The sequence below is a fragment of the Simplicispira lacusdiani genome (assembly GCF_003604195.1).
Classification (GTDB): Bacteria; Pseudomonadota; Gammaproteobacteria; order Burkholderiales; family Burkholderiaceae_C; genus Simplicispira; species Simplicispira lacusdiani.
Window position 1 is genome coordinate 168,632 of sequence record NZ_QXGR01000008.1, and the last position, 16,469, is coordinate 185,100.

18 protein-coding genes are annotated in these 16,469 nt (G+C 67.6%); 8 read left to right on the top strand and 10 right to left on the bottom strand.

The features are described from left to right. Nucleotides 1–42 precede the first annotated feature (42 nt). From fabF to D8S75_RS12985, 8 genes are all read right to left on the bottom strand, one after another. Nucleotides 43–1,287, bottom strand: coding sequence for a beta-ketoacyl-ACP synthase II (fabF, locus tag D8S75_RS12950; protein WP_119966767.1), 1,245 nt, complete (start codon nt 1,285–1,287; stop codon nt 43–45). Between the two features lie 50 nt (nt 1,288–1,337). Next, nucleotides 1,338–1,577, bottom strand: a complete 240-nt coding sequence (gene acpP / locus D8S75_RS12955) for an acyl carrier protein (protein ID WP_119966768.1) — start codon at nt 1,575–1,577, stop codon at nt 1,338–1,340. A gap of 102 nt (nt 1,578–1,679) precedes the next feature. After that, nucleotides 1,680–2,426, bottom strand: coding sequence for a 3-oxoacyl-ACP reductase FabG (gene fabG / locus D8S75_RS12960; RefSeq protein WP_119966769.1), 747 nt, complete (start codon nt 2,424–2,426; stop codon nt 1,680–1,682). Continuing rightward, on the bottom strand, nt 2,423–3,367 hold the full coding sequence (gene fabD, locus D8S75_RS12965; protein ID WP_119966770.1) for an ACP S-malonyltransferase: 945 nt from the start codon (nt 3,365–3,367) through the stop codon (nt 2,423–2,425). The genes fabG and fabD overlap by 4 nt, the downstream gene beginning before the upstream one ends. A gap of 60 nt (nt 3,368–3,427) precedes the next feature. Beyond that, complete coding sequence (locus D8S75_RS12970; protein ID WP_119966771.1) at nt 3,428–4,405, bottom strand: beta-ketoacyl-ACP synthase III; 978 nt, start codon at nt 4,403–4,405, stop codon at nt 3,428–3,430. After that, the gene (plsX, locus tag D8S75_RS12975) at nt 4,405–5,457 is read right to left on the bottom strand and encodes a phosphate acyltransferase PlsX (RefSeq protein ID WP_119966772.1); all 1,053 of its coding nucleotides are present in this window, start codon (nt 5,455–5,457) and stop codon (nt 4,405–4,407) included. The genes D8S75_RS12970 and plsX overlap by 1 nt, the downstream gene beginning before the upstream one ends. Nucleotides 5,458–5,571: 114 nt before the next feature. Then, a complete protein-coding gene (rpmF, locus tag D8S75_RS12980) occupies nt 5,572–5,754 on the bottom strand; it encodes a 50S ribosomal protein L32 (RefSeq protein WP_055843463.1) in 183 nt (60 codons plus the stop codon). A gap of 102 nt (nt 5,755–5,856) precedes the next feature. Then, entirely contained in the window at nt 5,857–6,411 is a 555-nt protein-coding gene (locus D8S75_RS12985) for a YceD family protein (protein WP_119966773.1), read from the bottom strand. Between the two features lie 25 nt (nt 6,412–6,436). On the opposite strand from D8S75_RS12985, the gene D8S75_RS12990 reads away from it, so the two are divergent. The 7 genes from D8S75_RS12990 to D8S75_RS13020 all read left to right on the top strand — a co-directional run bounded on the left by D8S75_RS12990 (nt 6,437) and on the right by D8S75_RS13020 (nt 12,805). After that, entirely contained in the window at nt 6,437–7,036 is a 600-nt protein-coding gene (locus D8S75_RS12990; protein ID WP_119966774.1) for a Maf family nucleotide pyrophosphatase, read from the top strand. Continuing rightward, nucleotides 7,033–7,818 carry an SAM-dependent methyltransferase gene (locus tag D8S75_RS12995; protein WP_119966775.1) on the top strand — a complete coding sequence of 262 codons (786 nt, stop codon included), beginning with the start codon at nt 7,033–7,035 and terminating at the stop codon, nt 7,816–7,818. Before D8S75_RS12990 ends, D8S75_RS12995 begins: the two co-directional genes overlap by 4 nt. A 265-nt stretch (nt 7,819–8,083) precedes the next feature. Next, nucleotides 8,084–9,046: a Bug family tripartite tricarboxylate transporter substrate binding protein gene (locus D8S75_RS13000; protein WP_119966776.1), complete on the top strand. Its 963-nt coding sequence runs from the start codon at nt 8,084–8,086 to the stop codon at nt 9,044–9,046. 4 nt (nt 9,047–9,050) lie between these two features. Further along, on the top strand, nt 9,051–10,292 hold the full coding sequence (locus D8S75_RS13005; RefSeq protein ID WP_119966777.1) for a CaiB/BaiF CoA transferase family protein: 1,242 nt from the start codon (nt 9,051–9,053) through the stop codon (nt 10,290–10,292). A 13-nt stretch (nt 10,293–10,305) separates the two neighbouring features. Then, complete coding sequence (locus D8S75_RS13010) at nt 10,306–10,710, top strand: cupin domain-containing protein (RefSeq protein ID WP_119966778.1); 405 nt, start codon at nt 10,306–10,308, stop codon at nt 10,708–10,710. Further along, nucleotides 10,707–11,870, top strand: a complete 1,164-nt coding sequence (locus D8S75_RS13015; protein WP_119966779.1) for an acyl-CoA dehydrogenase family protein — start codon at nt 10,707–10,709, stop codon at nt 11,868–11,870. Before D8S75_RS13010 ends, D8S75_RS13015 begins: the two co-directional genes overlap by 4 nt. Nucleotides 11,871–11,917: 47 nt before the next feature. Continuing rightward, nucleotides 11,918–12,805 (top strand): LysR family transcriptional regulator, encoded by an 888-nt coding sequence (locus D8S75_RS13020; RefSeq protein ID WP_119966780.1) that lies wholly within the window; start codon nt 11,918–11,920, stop codon nt 12,803–12,805. 74 nt (nt 12,806–12,879) lie between these two features. Here the strand turns inward: D8S75_RS13020 and D8S75_RS13025 are convergent, their stop codons facing one another. After that, nucleotides 12,880–13,734, bottom strand: coding sequence for a ZIP family metal transporter (locus D8S75_RS13025; protein WP_119966781.1), 855 nt, complete (start codon nt 13,732–13,734; stop codon nt 12,880–12,882). A 313-nt stretch (nt 13,735–14,047) separates the two neighbouring features. Between D8S75_RS13025 and D8S75_RS13030 the strand changes: the two genes are divergently transcribed. Next, complete coding sequence (locus D8S75_RS13030) at nt 14,048–14,938, top strand: NAD-dependent epimerase/dehydratase family protein (RefSeq protein ID WP_119966782.1); 891 nt, start codon at nt 14,048–14,050, stop codon at nt 14,936–14,938. Nucleotides 14,939–15,076: 138 nt separating this feature from the next. Here the strand turns inward: D8S75_RS13030 and D8S75_RS17495 are convergent, their stop codons facing one another. Further along, nucleotides 15,077–16,345, bottom strand: a complete 1,269-nt coding sequence (locus D8S75_RS17495; protein WP_157982651.1) for a hypothetical protein — start codon at nt 16,343–16,345, stop codon at nt 15,077–15,079. Between the last annotated feature and the right edge of the window lie 124 nt (nt 16,346–16,469).

The following is a 16,469-nucleotide window of genomic DNA, read 5'->3' on the forward strand; positions in this document are numbered from 1 at the left end:
CGCGATGCCGCGCAGGCCCGCCAGGCAGGCAGCCCGCGCGCCTCAGACGCGCCGGAACACCAGCGTGCCGTTGGTGCCGCCAAAGCCGAAGTTGTTCTTGATGGCGACGTCGAACTTCATGTCCCGCGCCGTGTTGGCGCAGTAGTCGAGGTCGCACTCGGGGTCCTGGTTGTCCAGATTGATGGTCGGTGGAACCTTCTGGTGGTAGAGCGCGAGGATCGTGAAGATGCTCTCGATGCCGCCCGCCCCGCCCAGCAGGTGACCGGTCATGGACTTGGTCGAACTCACGACCATCTTGTGCGCGTGGTCGCCGAAGGCCGCCTTGATGGCATTGCTCTCGTTGACATCGCCCAGCGGCGTAGAGGTGCCGTGCGCGTTTAGGTAGGCCACTTCGTCGGCATTGATGCCGGCGTTGCGCAGGGCGGCCAGCATGGCGCGGCGCGGGCCGTCCATGTTGGGGGCGGTCATGTGGCCGGCGTCGGCGCTCATGCCGAAGCCGCTCAGTTCCGCGTAGATCTTGGCGCCGCGCGCCTTGGCATGCTCGTATTCCTCGACCACCACGACACCGGCACCCTCGCCCAGCACGAAGCCGTCGCGGTCCTTGTCCCAGGGGCGCGAAGCGGCCTTGGGGTCGTCGTTGCGGGTGGAGAGCGCGCGCATCGCGGCGAAGCCGCCAATGCCCAGCGGCGACACCGTGGCTTCGGCGCCGCCGGCGATGACCACGTCGGCATCGCCGTATTCGATCATGCGGCCAGCCTCGCCGATGCAGTGCAGGCCGGTGGTGCAGGCCGTCACGACGGCCAGGTTCGGCCCCTTGAAGCCGAAACGCATGGACACATGCCCGGCGACCATGTTGATGATGGACGCCGGGACAAAGAAGGGAGTGATCCGCCTGGCCCCACGGTTGACGTACTCGGTATGGGTATCCTCGATCAGCGGCAGGCCACCGATTCCCGAGCCGATCACGCAGCCGATGCGGGTGGCCAGTTCCTCGTTCAGCGCATCGCCCGTTGGCAGGCCTGCGTCCTGCACGGCCTGGGCAGCCGCGGCGATGCCGTAATGGATGAAGGAGTCCATGGCGCGCGCATCCTTGGCGCTGATATAGGACTCCAGGTCAAACCCCTTGACCTCGCCCGCGATCTTGCAGGCAAAGTTCGATGCATCGAACTTGGTGATGAGGTCGATGCCGGACTGGCCGGCAAGGATATTGGCCCAGGCGTCCTGCACCGTGTTTCCCACGGGGCTGACGCAACCCAGGCCGGTCACGACAACGCGACGACGGCTCATGCGTAAAAACCTTGTGCTGATCGCTGAAGGGAAGGCGCCAGGCGCGCCACTCAAGCCTTCGGGTGGGAGGTGGCGTAGTCGATGGCGTTTTGCACCGTCGTGATCTTCTCGGCGTCTTCGTCCGGGATCTCGATGCCGAATTCGTCTTCCAGCGCCATCACCAGTTCCACCGTGTCGAGCGAGTCGGCACCCAGGTCGGCCACGAAGGCCTTTTCGTTGGTGACTTGAGACTCTTCAACGCCGAGTTGTTCGGCAATGATCTTTTTGACACGTGCTTCGATATCGCTCATGGTTTCCCTCTGGGGGTTGTGAATAGATCCGCGATTCTAGCTGTTTAAGAGCATGCCCCTAAACCGCCCGCCGCACGGATGACCCGGCGTGTTTTTGACTGATTACATGTACATGCCGCCGTTGACATGCAGCTCCTGCCCGGTCACATAACCGGCCTCGCGCGATGCGAGGTAGGCGACCGCGTGCGCGATGTCGGCGGGCTGGCCCATATGGCCCAGCGGAATCTGGGCCTGCAGGGCCTTGTGCTGGTCCTCGGACAGCTCGGCGGTCATGTCGGTCTGGATGAAGCCGGGCGCCACGCAGTTCACGGTGACGTTGCGGCTGCCCAGCTCGCGCGCCAGCGCGCGGGTCATGCCGGCCACGCCGGCCTTGGCGGCGGCGTAGTTGGCCTGGCCAGGGTTGCCCGAGGCGCCCACCACGCTGGTGATGCTGATGATGCGGCCAAAGCGCTGCTTCATCATGGGCTTGATCGCGGCGCGGCTGACACGGAACACGGCCTTGAGGTTGGTGTCCAGCACGGCGTCCCAGTCGTCGTCCTTCATGCGCATGGCGAGCTGGTCGCGCGTGATGCCGGCATTGTTCACCAGCACGTGCAGGCCGCCCTGGCCCTTGACGATGCCGTCGATCAGCGCCTCGACGGCTGCGGCGTCGTTCACGTTGAGGTTGGCGCCCCGGCAGCCCGGGTAGGCGGCCAGCGCCTGGGTGATGCGCGCCGCGCCATCGTCGGTGGTGGCGGTGCCGATGACCTGATGGCCGCGCGCGGCCAGTTCCAGCGCGATGGCGGCGCCGATGCCGCGCGAGGCGCCCGTGACCAGCGCCACGGAGGGGGTTGCAGTGGTATCGCTCATGCCAGCAGTTCCTTCACTTCGTTGAGGGTGGCCGGGTCGTACAGGGCCGCGCCGGTCAGTTCGGCGTCGATGCGCTTGGTCAGGCCCGCCAGCACCTTGCCGGGGCCGCATTCGACGAGGTGGGTGATGCCACGAGCCTTCAGCGCCTGCACACACTCCACCCAGCGCACGGGGCCGAAGGCCTGGCGGTAGAGCGCGTCGCGGATGGCTTCGGCATCCTGCTGCACGGCCACATCAATATTGTTGAGCACCGGAATCTGCGGCGCGGCCAGTTGCGTAGAGGCCAGGGCCGCGCGCAGCTTCTCGGCGGCCGGTTTCATCAGGCTGGAATGGAAGGGTGCCGACACCGGCAAGGGCAGCGCGCGCTTGGCGCCCGCGGCCTTGAGGGCCTCGCAGGCCTTCTCGACCGCGGCCTTGCTGCCGGCGATCACGGTTTGCGCCGGGTCGTTGAAGTTCACCGCCTCGACCACCTCCCCGCCCTGCAGCGCGGCCGTCACCTCGGCGCAGCCCGCGATCACCTTGGCGGCATCGAGCCCCAGGATGGCCGCCATGGCGCCCGTGCCCACGGGCACGGCCTCCTGCATGGCGGCGGCACGCAGGCGCACCAGCGGCGCGGCCTGGGCCAGCGTCAGCACGCCGGACGCCACCAGCGCCGAGTACTCACCGAGCGAATGCCCCGCCACGGCGGCGGGCAGCGCGCCGCCCTCGGCACGCCAGACGCGCCAGGCCGCGACACCGGCCACCAGCATCACGGGCTGGGTGTTGGTGGTCAGGGCCAGGGCCTCCTTGGGGCCTTCCTGGATCAGGCGGCCCACGTCCTCGCCCAGGGCGTCGGACGCTTCCTGCAACGCCTGCTGCACGGCGGGATGCCCGCCCCAGCCATCGAGCATGCCCACGGCCTGCGAACCCTGGCCGGGAAAGACAAATGCGAAGTTTTTCATTGCTATTTCTTGAATATGAATGAAATTCGGCCTGGACGCTTATTCAATAAGCGCCGCCAGCTACATTTTCAGGAGCACGGCACCCCAGGTGAAACCACCGCCCACGCCTTCGAGCAGCACGGTTTCGCCCTGCTTCACCTGGCCGGAACGCACCGCGTGGTCCAGCGCCAGCGGAATCGACGCCGCCGAGGTGTTGCCATGCTGGTCCACGGTGACGACCACCTTGTCCATGGGCAGCTTGAGCTTGCGCGCCGTGCCCTGCATGATGCGGATGTTGGCCTGGTGCGGCACCAGCCAGTCGATGTCGGATTCGGCCAGGCCGGCTTTTTCGAGCGTGGCGCGCGCGGCGCTCTCCAGCACCCCCACGGCCAGCTTGAAGACGGCCGGGCCGTCCATGGTCAGCAGCGGCAGGCCGCTGACCTGCCCGCCGGAGACATGGCCCGGCACGCACAGGATGCCCACATGGCGGCCGTCGGCGTGCAGGTCGGTGGACAGGATGCCGGGCTCATCCGACGCTTCGAGCACCACGGCGCCCGCGCCGTCGCCGAACAGCACGCAGGTGGTGCGGTCATTGAAGTCGAGCAGGCGGCTGAAGATCTCCGAGCCCACCACCAGCGCGCGCTTGGCCGTGCCGGCGCGGATCATGGCATCGGCCACGGTGAGTGCATACACGAAGCCGCTGCACACCGCCTGCACGTCGAAGGCCGGGCAGCCGATGGCGCCCAGCTTGTTCTGCAGGATACAGGCCGTGGACGGGAACACCATGTCCGGCGTGGACGTGGCGACGATGATCAGGTCGATGTCGCGCGGCTCCAGGCCGGCGGCCTGCAGGGCGTGGCGCGAGGCCTCCAGGGCCATGTCGCTGCAGGCCACGTCGGGCGCCGCGAAATGGCGCGCGCGGATGCCCGTGCGCTCGACGATCCAGTCATTCGAGGTTTCGATGCCCCGGCCAGCCAGTTCGGCCACCAGGTCGGCATTCGTCACCCGGCGCGGCGGCAGGTGGCTGCCGGTGCCGGTAATACGGGAATAGCGTTTCATTACTGTGGCGCTGGCGCCGCGCCGCTGTTGGCGGCGGCATCGGGAGGCAGCAGGAAGGGCGCTGCGCTGGCGATGCGGAGGCGGACACGGTCCAGCAGGTTGTTGCGGGCTGCATCATACGCCCGGTTCAAAGCCGTCTCAAAAGCCATCTCGTCGGCCGAGCCGTGGCTCTTGAACACCAGGCCGCGCAGGCCCAGCAGCGCCGCGCCGTTGTAACGGCGGTAATCCACGCGTTTTTTGAATGCAGATAGCACCGGATAGGCAATGATGGCGGCGATTTTCGTCAAAATATTGCGCGAAAACTCCTGCTTCAGGAAGCCACCCACCATCGCCGCCAGGCCCTCGCTGGTCTTGAGCGCCACATTGCCAACGAAGCCGTCGCACACAACGATGTCGGTCGTGCCCTTGAAAATGTCGTTGCCCTCGACGTTGCCCACAAAGTTCAGATCGCCGGAGTTAGCCGCAGAACGCAGCAATTCACCCGCCTTCTTGATGACTTCGCTGCCCTTGATGGCCTCGGCACCGATATTGAGCAAACCCACGGTGGGCTGCTCCTTGCCCTTGAGCACGGAGTCGAGCGCCGAGCCCATGACGGCGAATTCGAGCAGGTGGCGCTCGTTGCAGTCCACATTGGCCCCCAGATCCAGCACCGTGGTGGCGCCGCCCGTGGCGTTGGGCAGCGGGTAGGCGATGGCCGGGCGATCGATGCCGTCGAGCGTCTTGAGCACGTAGCGCGCGATGGCCATCAGCGCCCCGGTATTGCCGGCGGACACGGCCGCGGCGGCCGCGCCTTCCTTGACCTGCTGAATCGCCACGCGCATGGACGAATCCTTCTTGCGGCGCAGCGCCACTTCCAGCGGGTCGTCCATCGCCACCACCTCGCTGGCATGCACCAGGGTGGCGCGATCGTGGGAAAAGCCCTGCAGAGCCTCGGGCAGGCCCACCATCAGCAGATGGGCATCAGCGTGCCGGTCGAGGAAATGACGGCATGCCGCCAGCGTGACATGGGGGCCGTGATCGCCGCCCATGCAGTCAACAGCCAGTGTGATCATGGAAAAGGGTTCTGGCCGGAGAGGCGGCCGGTTGCGCGTGCGCAGCACGCATGAGAAAGGCCCGTGCTACGGGAGGGTAGCAACGGGCCCTGGGGTCCTGGCGTCTGACGGGTATCAGGCTTCGGACTTGTTCTTGAGCACCTGGCGGCCACGGTAGAAACCGTTGGGGCTGATGTGGTGGCGCAGATGGTTTTCGCCGGTGGTGGGCTCGACGGCGACGCCGGGCACCGTCAGCGCATTGTGCGAACGGTGCATGCCGCGCTTGGACGGGGATTTCTTGTTTTGCTGAACGGCCATGGTCGGCTCCTGGTCTTGAAAAGGGGTTGGTAAAAACGCGATCAGCCCAATCAAAGACACGAGGGGATTCGCGTGAAGCCCTCGATTATAACCCAAAGCGTTTTATTTATCCGATTTCCCCACACGCAGCCCCGCCAGGGCAGCAAACGGGTTGGGGCGCTCGGCGGTCGCCGCCTCGAAATCCTCGTCACTGGACGCCATGGACACCGGCGTGGGGCACTCGTCGTGGCGCGGCACCACGGGCAGCGCCATGAGCAATTCGTCCTCGATCAGTTCGTGGAGATCGAACTCGCGGCTCAGCGCGAGCAGGTCCTCCTCGACCTCGTCGTCCAGCGCCTCGGCCGTGGCCTCGTCGGCCACGAAGCGGAACCACCGGTCCACCTGCAAGGGCACGTCCACCGGGCCCATGCAGCGCTGGCACACCATGGGAAACGCTGCCGTGACCCGCAGGTGCATCCACATCTGGCCGCCATCGCCGCCAGCCTCGGCCCGCCATTCGCCCACGGCGGCCCAGTCCACGCGCAGGTCGGGGTGCAGGCCCTTGGCCTCCTGGGCCAGGCGCTCGTACTTCAGCAGGGAATCGTGTCCCTCCAGCCGCGCGCCCGCCAGCACGAAGGCCTTGGCGTCGAGCCGGTCGGGGTTGAATTCCTTGGTCATGTGCGCAGTGTAAGAGAATCAAGACATGCATCAAGCCCTTCCCCTGCCGAGAACCCTGGTTCTGGGTTCGACCTCCCGCTACCGGCGCGAACTGCTGCAGCGCCTGCACCTGCCTTTCACCGTCACCGCCCCCGAGGTGGACGAAACTCCCGGCGCCGGCGAGGCCCCGCGCGCGCTGGCCCTGCGCCTGGCGCTGGCCAAGGCCCGCGCCGTGGCCGCACAGCACCCTGAGGCCGTGGTCATCGGCTCCGACCAAGTGGCCGACCTCGCCGGCCACGCCCTGGGCAAGCCCGGCACGCACGAGCGCGCCGTGGCGCAGCTGCGGCTCATGAGCGGCCACACCGTGGTGTTCCAGACCGCGCTGGCCGTGGTCTGCCTGGCCACCGGCTTCGAGCAGGTGGATCTGGCGCCCGTGGAGGTGCGCTTTCGCACGCTCACGGACGACGAGATCGAGCGCTACCTGCGCGCCGAGCAGCCCTACGACTGCGCGGGCAGCGCCAAAAGTGAAGGCCTGGGCATCAGCCTGCTCGACGCCATCGTCAGCGACGACCCCACGGCCCTGGTCGGCCTGCCGCTGATCCGCACCTGCCGCATGCTGCGCGCCGCCGGGCTGACGCTGCCATGAGCGCCGCCGCTCCCGCACGCGGGCGCCTGTTCCTGGTGCCCGCGCCCCTGGATTTCGGATGTGAAACCACGGCGCCGCTGCCGCAGGCGCTGCCCGATGGCACGCTGACCACGGCGGCACGGCTCACGCACTGGATCTGCGAGAACGCCAAAAGCACGCGCGCCTACCTCAAGCGCGTGGACACCCTGCACCCGCTCGCCCTGCCCCTGCAGGAGCAGCAGATCACCGAACTGCCGCGCGAGGTGCACAAGAAAGGCGACCACTGCGGCAAGGGCGCCGCGCCGTTCGACGCCCGCCCCCTGCTGGCGCCGGCCCTGGCCGGGCACGACATCGGACTGGTCAGCGAGGCCGGCATGCCCGCCGTGGCCGACCCCGGCAGCTCCGTGGTACGCGCCGCGCACGACCTTGGGCTGGAGGTGGTGCCGCTGGTGGGGCCGGTGTCGCTGCTGCTGGCCCTGGCGGCCAGCGGGCTCAACGGCCAGAACTTCACCTTCGTCGGCTACCTGCCGCAGGACGCCGACGAGCGCACCCAGCGCATCCGCGCGCTGGAAGCCCTGGCGCTCAAGACCGGCCAAACGCAGCTCTTCATCGAAACGCCCTATCGCAACGCCGCCCTGCTCCAGGCCCTTCTGCACACGCTGCAGCCCGCCACGCGCCTGGCGCTGGCCAGCGGCCTCACGCTGGAGAGCGCGCGCATCCGCAGCCAGAGTGTGCAGCAATGGCGCCAGCGCCCCGAGGCACCCGACAAGCACACGCCCGTGGTCTTCGCACTCGGGCGCTGACCCCCTCGCCGCCCGCCGCAACGCGGCTCCCGACCGGCGCGCTCCATTCAGGCTTCGCGGCCTGCACCCGGCCCGGCCGCACCACCGCCCCACCCTCCACGCAGGCCCTCAGCAGGGTGGCGCGCGCCTGCGCGCAGCCCTTGCAACGATTCGCAAAACGTATTGATCAGTCCATCGATTCAATTGGACACGAATCGCCCGCTCTCCCAAGATAGCGCCCAGCCCTCCAGCCGAGAGGGACCAGCCCACGACACGGAGACAAACCATGCAACGCATCCCTTTCCTCCCCGCCCTGCTGAGCCTGGCGTTCAGCGCCAGCATGGCGCACGCCCAAGGCTATCCTTCCGCGCCCATCACCCTGGTCGTGCCCTTTGCGGCCGGCAGCGGCACCGACTCGGTCGCGCGGGCCGTGGGCCAGAAGCTGTCGGACCGCCTCAAGCAGCCCGTGGTGATCGACAACAAGCCCGGCGCCAGCGCCCAGATAGGCGCGCAGTTCGTGGCCAAGGCCAAGCCCGACGGCTACACGCTGTTCATGACGACCAACACGTCCCACTCGGCCAACCCCAGCCTGTACAGCAACCTCAAATACGACCCCATCAAGGACTTCACCCCGATCGCCCGCGTGGGCGAACTGCCTTTCGCCCTGGCGGTGCATCCAGCGGTGCCCGCCAAGTCCCTCAAGGAGCTGATCGACTACGGCAAGGCCAACCCCGGCAAGCTCAGCTATGCCACGCCCAACAGCACCTCGCTGGTGGCGTCCGAGACGATCCGGCGCATCACCGGCGTGGACATGCTGGGCATTCCCTACAAATCCAGCCCCCAGGCCATGACCGACCTGGTGGGCGGGCAGGTGCAGCTCTACGTGGTGGACCTGGGCTCGGGCTTGGGCATGCTCAAGACCGACAAGGTGCGCGCCCTGGGCATCACCACTGCCGAGCCCTCGCCCCTGCTGCCCGGCGTCCCGCCCATCGGCAAGACCGTCCAGGGCTTCGCGCTGACCTCGTGGAACGGCATCTTCGGCCCGGCCGGCCTGCCGCCCGCCGTGGTCGAGCGACTCAACAGCGAACTGCAGGCGGTGCTGGGCAACAAGGACCTGCAGGACAAGCTCAGCCAGATCGGCTTCCAGGTGTGGCCGAGCAAGACGCCGGACGAGTTCGCCCGCTACGTGGCCGACCAGCTCAACCACTGGGGTTCGCTCATCAAGCAGGCGGGCATCCGCGCGGAATGAACCCATGAGCAACGCGCAAGCACAGTCCCACGGCGGCCCGCTGGCGGGCGTCCGGGTCCTGGACCTGACCTCGGTCATCATGGGGCCGTTCGCCACCCAGATCCTGGCCCAACTCGGCGCCGAGGTCATCAAGGTGGAGACACCCGAGGGCGACAACATGCGCCATGTGGGCCCCATGGTGCACCCCGGCATGGGCCACATCTTCCTGCATGCCAACGCGGGCAAGCGCAGCATCGTGCTCGACCTCAAGCACGCCGAGGGCCGCGAGGCCGCGCTGCGCCTGGCCGAGGACTGCGACGTGCTCATCAGCAATGTGCGTCCGCAGGCCCTGGCCCGGCTGGGGCTGGACTACGAGGCCGTGCGGGCGCGCAACCCGCGCATCATCCACGTGAGCTGCTGCGGCTTCGACCAGGACGGCCCCGACGCCGCCCGCCCCGCCTACGACGACCTGATCCAGGGCGCCACCGGCATTCCCTGGCTGATGCAGGCCTACGGCGCCGCCGAGCCCTGCTACGCGCCCACCACGCTGTCCGACCGCGTGACTGGGCTGCATGCGGTGTACGCGGTGACCGCCGCGCTGTACGCGCGCAGCCAGACGGGCCAGGGCCAGGCCGTCGTGGTGCCCATGTTCGAGGCCATGGCGCAGTTCATCCTGGGCGACCACATGGCGGGCCTGAGCTTCGAGCCGCCGCGCGGCGACCCCGGCTATGCCCGGCTGCTGACCCCGCACCGCAAGCCCTACGCCACCCGCGACGGCATGCTGTGCGTGCTGATCTACAACGACAAGCACTGGCGCAGCTTCTTCGCCGCCATCGGCGAATCGGAAGGCCTGGCGCGCGACCCGCGCTTTGCCACGCACGGCGCCCGCGCCGCCCACATCGACACGGTGTACGCCGAGGTGGCCCGGCTGATGCGCACGCGCACCACCGCCGAGTGGCGCGCCCTGCTCGACGCTGCCGACGTGCCCAACATGCCCATGAACAGCCCGGCCGACCTGCTGGCCAACCCGCAGTTGCGCGCCACCGGTTTCGTGCGCGAAACCCTGCACCCCAGCGAAGGCCCGCTGCACACCCTGGCCCACCCCACCCGCTGGTCGGCCACGCCGCCCGCGCGCGAGCAGGCCCCGGCCCCGCGCCTGGGCGAGCACACGCGCGCGCTGCTGGCCGAGGCCGGCTACCCGCCCGAACGCATCGAGGCGCTGCTGGCCCAGGGGGCCTGCCGCGCCGCCGAACCCACCACCGCCTGACAGGAGCCCCGCCATGAACCCCAGCTACCTGGTGCGCGCCGCCGACGTGCCCGCCTACCAGCCCGCCAACCACCAGCACACGCACAACCAGCGCCTCATCGGCCCCGAGACCGTGGGCGCCCGGCAGATGGAAGTGCTGCTGGGCACGCTGCACAAGGGCGGCGGCGCCCTGCCCCACGCCCACCCCGGCATCGAGCAGGCCTGCTACCTGCTCGAAGGCACGGCCCGTGCCGAAGTGGCCGGCCAGGTGTTCGATATGGTGCCGGGCGACACCTGCTTCTTCCCCGCCGACCAGATGCATGTGTTCACCGTGACCAGCGACACCCCGGTCAAGCTGCTGGTGATCTACAGCCCGCCCTATGGCGAATCGCCCGACAAGGTGATCCGCCCCGCCCCCCCTGCCGGAGCCACCGCATGAACTTCGCCCTGACCCCCGACCAGGAGCAGATCCGTGACGCCATCGAGCGCGTCTGCGCCCCGTTCGACGCCGACTACTGGCTGCGCAAGGACACCGAAGGCGGCTTCCCGGACGACTTCCACCGCGCCCTCGCCGACTCGGGCTGGCTGGGCATCGCCATGCCCGAAGCCTACGGCGGCGCGGGCCTGGGCATCAGCGAGGCGGCGCTGATGATGCACACCATTTCAGCCACGGGCGCCGGCCTGTCGGGCGCATCGGCGGTGCACATGAACATCTTCGGCCTGCACCCGGTCGTGGTGTTCGGCACGGACGAGCAAAAAAAGCGCTGGCTGCCGCCGCTGATCCAGGGCCGCGACCGCGCCTGCTTCGGCGTCACCGAACCCAACACCGGCCTCAACACCCTCAAGCTCAAGACCCGCGCGGTGCGCGAGGGCGACCACTACGTCGTGCATGGCCAGAAGGTGTGGATCAGCACGGCCCAGGTGGCCAACAAGATCCTGCTGCTGGCGCGCACCACGCCCGCCGAGGACTGTCAGGGCACCGAAGGCCTGAGCCTGTTCTACACCGACCTCGACCGCAGCACCGTGGAGGTGCGCGAGATCGACAAGCTGGGCCGCAAGTGCGTGGACTCCAACCAGGTCTTCATCGACGGCCTGCGCATCCCGGTCGAAGACCGCGTGGGCGAGGAAGGCAAGGGCTTCAGCTATATCCTGCACGGGCTCAACCCCGAGCGCATCCTGATCGCCAGCGAGGCCGTGGGCCTGGGCCGCGCGGCGCTGCGGCGCGGCGCCCTCTACGCCAACGAGCGCGAGGTGTTCGGCCGCCCCATCGGCCAGAACCAGGGCATCCAGCACCCGCTGGCCAAGTCGTGGATGGAACTGGAAGCGGCCCACCTGATGGTGCAGAAGGCCGCGTGGCTCTACGACCAGCACCTGCCCTGCGGCGCCGAGGCCAACAGCGCCAAGTACCTCGCGGCCGAGGCCTGCTACCGCGCCTGCGAGAACGCCATCTTCACGCACGGCGGCATGGGCTACGCCAAGGAATACCACGTCGAGCGCTACCTGCGCGAAGCCTGGATTCCGCGCCTGGCGCCCGTGAGCCCGCAGCTCATCCTGTGCTTCATCGCCGAGAAGGTGCTGGGGCTGCCCAAGTCGTATTGAGCGCCGGGGCCCGGCGTGCGCACGGGCACTGAGGCATCATGCCGGGCATGAAACTGCACCTGCTGCGCTACTTCTCCGTGCTGGCCGAAGAACTGCATTTCGGCCGCGCCGCCGAGCGGCTGGCCATCACCCAGCCGCCGCTGAGCTCGGGCATCAAGGCGCTGGAGGACGAGCTGGGCGTGCGGCTGTTCGAGCGCAACAGCAAGCATGTGGAGCTGACGCCCGCGGGCCGCGCCTACCTGGCCGAGGTGCGGCTCGTGCTCGACCGCGTGGCCCAGGCCGGCGAAACCGCCCGCGCCGTGGCCGGCGGGCAGCAGGGGCGGCTGGACGTCGGCTTCACCGGCTCCATGGTGTACCGCGACATGCCGCGCATCGTGCAGGCCTTCCACGCGCAGGCCCCCGGCATGGAGGTGAACCTGCGCGAGATGTCGTCGAGCGAACAGATCGAGGCCCTGCTGCACCGCCAGCTCCACGTGGGTTTCATCAACACCAGCGCCGTGCCGGCGCGGCTGCGCAGCGTGCCCCTGGCCGACGACCACTTCATGTGCTGCCTGCCCGACGCCCACCCGCTGGCCCAGGCCGCCAGCATCGATCTGCGCACCCTGGCCGACGAAACCTTCGTGATGTTCTCGCGCGAGGTGGCCCCCGCCAACCACGACAACGTGATCGCCCTGTTGCACCGCGCCGGCATCCACCCGCAGACACGGCACGCCGCCCGACAGTGGCTGACCGTGGTCGCGCTGGTGGCCTCGGGCATGGGGGTGGGGCTGGTGCCGGCTTCCATGGCGCGCGCGGGCATCACCGGCGCGCGCTTCGTGCCCCTGCGGGGGCTGACACACCCCACTGTCGGGGTGCTGGCCTGGCATGCCGAGCAGACATCGCCCGCGCTGCAGGCTTTCATCGCCATCGCCAGCACGGGGGCCGCGCCCCGCTGAGCGCCCAGCCTCCCGCCCGCGAACGGCGCGTGGCGCCACCTGGGCGGGAAGGATCTCAGAGCGTATTTACGATCTCAGTGCGCGTGCGCCAAGCCGCTGAGCAGGACAACGACCCCCATGCCCACCGCGAGCCAAAGAATCTGCAGCGTGGTTTCGCGCGCGCCCAGGCGCTTTTGCAGTTGGGGGATCAGGTCGGCCAGCGCCACATAGATAAAGCTGCTCGACGCCACCACCAGGAAGTACGGCAGCCAGTCGTGCAACTGCGCCACCAGGAAGTAACCCACCAGGCCGCCAATGGCCGTCACCGCACCGGCCAGCGACACCTTGACCACCGCCATGCGCCGGCTCGCGCTGGTCTGCTGCAGCACCGCCAGGTCGCCGATGTGGTGCGGCACCTCGTGCGCCAGCACCGACACGGCCGCCACCAGGCCCAGGCGCAGGTCGGCCACGAAGGCCGAGGCGATCAGCACCCCGTCGCCAAAGCAATGCACGCTGTCGCCCGCCAGCAGCGTCCAGCCGCCCGCCGGGCGCGGAGCCTCGGCAGAACCATGGGCGCCGTGGTGCCCGGCATGGCCATGCGCGTGCGCGTGCGCATGGCCGTGGTGGTGGTGATGGTGGTGGTGCCCGGCACCGTGGGCGCCGTGGTTGTGCTCATGGCCGTGGTGCCACAGCTCGGCCTTGTCGAGCAGGAAGAAGAACACCACGCCCACCAGCAGCGTGGCGAACAGGTCGTGCGCGCCGGCCTGGCTCTCGAACGCCTCGGGCAGCAGGTGCATGAAGGCCGTGGCCAGCAGCGCGCCCGCCGCCAGGCTCAGCAAATGCTGCGTGCCCTCCTTGCCACCCAAACCCACGCGCATGAGCAGGGCCGCGAGCCACACGCTGCCGATGCCCGTGGCCAGCGTGGACAAAATGATTGCTATTAATGTCATAGCTTATTGCGCTTTCCCCGTAAGCCCTGGAGGCTGTTTTTATTCATTATTCATGGACTGCGGGCCATCGAGAAAGCCCAGCCCTGGCGGCAGGCCGGGCAAGGCCCTTGGGCGGCGGGCCGGTCATCCGGCCCGGATGCAGTGCGTCGGCGGCCACCAACGGGCGCCGCGCGGATTTTCATCTTAGCAAGCCTGTCAAGCACTGCGGGCCAGGCAAAGGCAGCGGGCCGCGCAGGGCTTCGCGCCGCCACCGGCCACCAGCGCCGGCATTGCGGGTGTAATGGCGGCCAGGCCCCCACCGCCGGAGCACAGCATGCACATTCTCCTGACCGGCTCGACCGGCTTCATCGGCCAGACACTGCGCGCCGCGCTGGAACGCGCCGGCCATGCGGTGCACTGCGGCGTATCGCCCCGCCATGCCCCGGCCACCGGCCAGGCGCCCATGGACTTCGCCCACGACACCACGCCCGGCGCCTGGTTGCCGCGCCTGCAAGGCATCGACGCCGTGGTCAACGCCGTGGGCGTGCTGCGCGACAGCCGCGCGCGCCCCATCGCCGCCGTGCACCAGCACACCCCCTGCGCCCTGTTCCAGGCCTGCGCCCAGGCCGGCGTGCGCCGCGTGGTGCAGATCTCGGCCCTGGGCATCGAGGGCAGCGCCACGCGCTACGCCCGCACCAAGCTCGCCGCCGAGGCCTGCCTGCGCACCCTGGCCGACGCCGGCCAGCTCGACCCCGTGGTGCTGCGCCCCAGCGTGGTGTTTGGCAAGGGCGGCGACAGCAGCGCCCTGTTCATGAACCTGGCCCGCCTGCCCGTGGTGGTGTTCCCCGCGCCCATGCTCACGGCGCGCATCCAGCCCGTGTCGGTGCACGACCTGGCCGCCGCCGTGGTGGCCCTGCTCGGCCCGGCCCTGCAGCGCACCGGCACCATCGCCTGCCCCGGCCCCGAGCCCCTGCGCATGGGCGACTTTGTGGCCAGCCTGCGCCAGCAGCAGGGCCACGGCCCCGCGCGGGTGCTGCGCCTGCCCCTGCCGCTCACCCGCCTGAGCGCCCGCATGGGCGACCTGCTGCCTGCCTCCGTGCCCTGGTGCAGCGAATCGCTGGCCATGCTGGACAGCGACAACGTGGGCGACCCGGCGGCGTTCGAGCAACTGCTGGGCCGGCCGGGGGTGCATTACAGCCGGTTGGTGGCGGGGGCATGGCGGTGAGGCTGAGCGCGAATATTTCAAGCTTAATCAGCCGAAAGCGCCTGCTGGTTTTAAGCATTTTGCTATTCAATCAATAGCAAATCAATCACTCCTGGTACTCATCTGGAGACCCGTTTTGCGGCATTGAATAAGGAGCGGTCAATCGGTCACAACAACCACGATTGACTTGTCCAACCAAGTGGGCCAATGTTGGCCAGGGCCAGCTATAGCAGCCTTCTCGATGATGCCCTCAATGCCTCGACTTACTCGATGCAGATCTCTTGGGCATTGCGGATTACCAATGGACTCGCCAGCGCCCCCCCCGGTGCATGCACTGCAATGCGCCAAGCTCTGCCAGTCATCGCGTCCTTCAAGCTTAATAAGTCCTTTTTCGGCTTGATCGCCCTTGAATGCTGGTTTCCAATTCGCCGACTTGTGTTGGCACGCTTTCGTCTGGACAAGAGTATCGACCCCTCCCCCGCTACCAATCTTCTTGTAGAAGCGCGTCTCCCCCGGTTCTGGAGGTACGCGGATGGATTCTTCCGGCGTAGGATCATCTGCATCATCATCGTTCGCGGCAGGGTCCCCTTGACGCGAGTATGTGGTGGCTGCCAACTTCCATTGAAGAGTAGAGACAGTCGCTTTCGCTTTCTCCAGTTCCTCAGATAGTTTCGCGTTCTCTTCGATGATGGAGTCGAGTTCAGCGTCGCGAGCTTGCCCCTCCAAAGCTTGAAGGCGCTCCCTCGTTGCGGCGTTGTGAATCTCCCGAACGCTGCTAGGCTGGAGCATCGTCAATGCTGCCGTACTCATAACCGTTCTACGAAGAACAGATAGGAATCGATTCCGACCCTGTTCATCTACGCCAAACGCAGCCAAACGCTGAGCCAACCAAGTAATTCCTTCATAACTGCCATCGGCTCGACGCAACGGCCAATAAAGTCGAACCGCACCCAAGTAGCACGAATCCCTGGCACCTAGCTCGTCAGTAAGTGACCACGATGATTCGGCGTCTACAAAGGCCACATCCGCCAGCCCAATGAGATGTTCCGCTGCCCGAATGTGCAAGTCATGCCAGATTTGCTCATCACGATCTATTGACACAACGACAAGCGGTAGACGCCGACTATTTGATCGAATAGCGCTGCAGAGATCCTGCACCCCTTGGCTTTGCGTCGCATCAAATACCCGCCCAAAAGGAAGCGCTTGTCCTGCAAACTGCCAATCATTGAATTTTTCGATAATCGCTCGTACAACCGTAGGGCATCGCGGGTAAAGCTTGATTGGTGCGACAAGGGAGGAGCCAGGAGTCGCTCCCAGAGAAACGAACACCGATACGGTGCCTCCGGTACAAGCCACTTGAATCGTCGTAGTAAACGTAGCACTAGTGTGTGCCGTCTCGATCAACTCGATTTCAGTGACAACGCCCATCTTCGCCGCAAACCTTTTGCGCTCAAATGCCCCTGTCCCATCCCCGGAAAGGGGGCGGTCTCAAATCTGAAGTGCAACACCTGAACCTCAGGTAACTTGCACAGATGACTTCACGATACACGCA

Coding starts and splice junctions, on each gene's coding strand:
- fabF (WP_119966767.1), bottom strand. CDS start 1,287: ATGAGCCGTCGTCGCGTTGTCGTGACCGGCCTGGGTTGCGTCAGCCCC.
- acpP (WP_119966768.1), bottom strand. CDS start 1,577: ATGAGCGATATCGAAGCACGTGTCAAAAAGATCATTGCCGAACAACTC.
- fabG (WP_119966769.1), bottom strand. CDS start 2,426: ATGAGCGATACCACTGCAACCCCCTCCGTGGCGCTGGTCACGGGCGCC.
- fabD (WP_119966770.1), bottom strand. CDS start 3,367: ATGAAAAACTTCGCATTTGTCTTTCCCGGCCAGGGTTCGCAGGCCGTG.
- D8S75_RS12970 (WP_119966771.1), bottom strand. CDS start 4,405: ATGAAACGCTATTCCCGTATTACCGGCACCGGCAGCCACCTGCCGCCG.
- plsX (WP_119966772.1), bottom strand. CDS start 5,457: ATGATCACACTGGCTGTTGACTGCATGGGCGGCGATCACGGCCCCCAT.
- rpmF (WP_055843463.1), bottom strand. CDS start 5,754: ATGGCCGTTCAGCAAAACAAGAAATCCCCGTCCAAGCGCGGCATGCAC.
- D8S75_RS12985 (WP_119966773.1), bottom strand. CDS start 6,411: ATGACCAAGGAATTCAACCCCGACCGGCTCGACGCCAAGGCCTTCGTG.
- D8S75_RS12990 (WP_119966774.1), top strand. CDS start 6,437: ATGCATCAAGCCCTTCCCCTGCCGAGAACCCTGGTTCTGGGTTCGACC.
- D8S75_RS12995 (WP_119966775.1), top strand. CDS start 7,033: ATGAGCGCCGCCGCTCCCGCACGCGGGCGCCTGTTCCTGGTGCCCGCG.
- D8S75_RS13000 (WP_119966776.1), top strand. CDS start 8,084: ATGCAACGCATCCCTTTCCTCCCCGCCCTGCTGAGCCTGGCGTTCAGC.
- D8S75_RS13005 (WP_119966777.1), top strand. CDS start 9,051: ATGAGCAACGCGCAAGCACAGTCCCACGGCGGCCCGCTGGCGGGCGTC.
- D8S75_RS13010 (WP_119966778.1), top strand. CDS start 10,306: ATGAACCCCAGCTACCTGGTGCGCGCCGCCGACGTGCCCGCCTACCAG.
- D8S75_RS13015 (WP_119966779.1), top strand. CDS start 10,707: ATGAACTTCGCCCTGACCCCCGACCAGGAGCAGATCCGTGACGCCATC.
- D8S75_RS13020 (WP_119966780.1), top strand. CDS start 11,918: ATGAAACTGCACCTGCTGCGCTACTTCTCCGTGCTGGCCGAAGAACTG.
- D8S75_RS13025 (WP_119966781.1), bottom strand. CDS start 13,734: ATGACATTAATAGCAATCATTTTGTCCACGCTGGCCACGGGCATCGGC.
- D8S75_RS13030 (WP_119966782.1), top strand. CDS start 14,048: ATGCACATTCTCCTGACCGGCTCGACCGGCTTCATCGGCCAGACACTG.
- D8S75_RS17495 (WP_157982651.1), bottom strand. CDS start 16,345: ATGGGCGTTGTCACTGAAATCGAGTTGATCGAGACGGCACACACTAGT.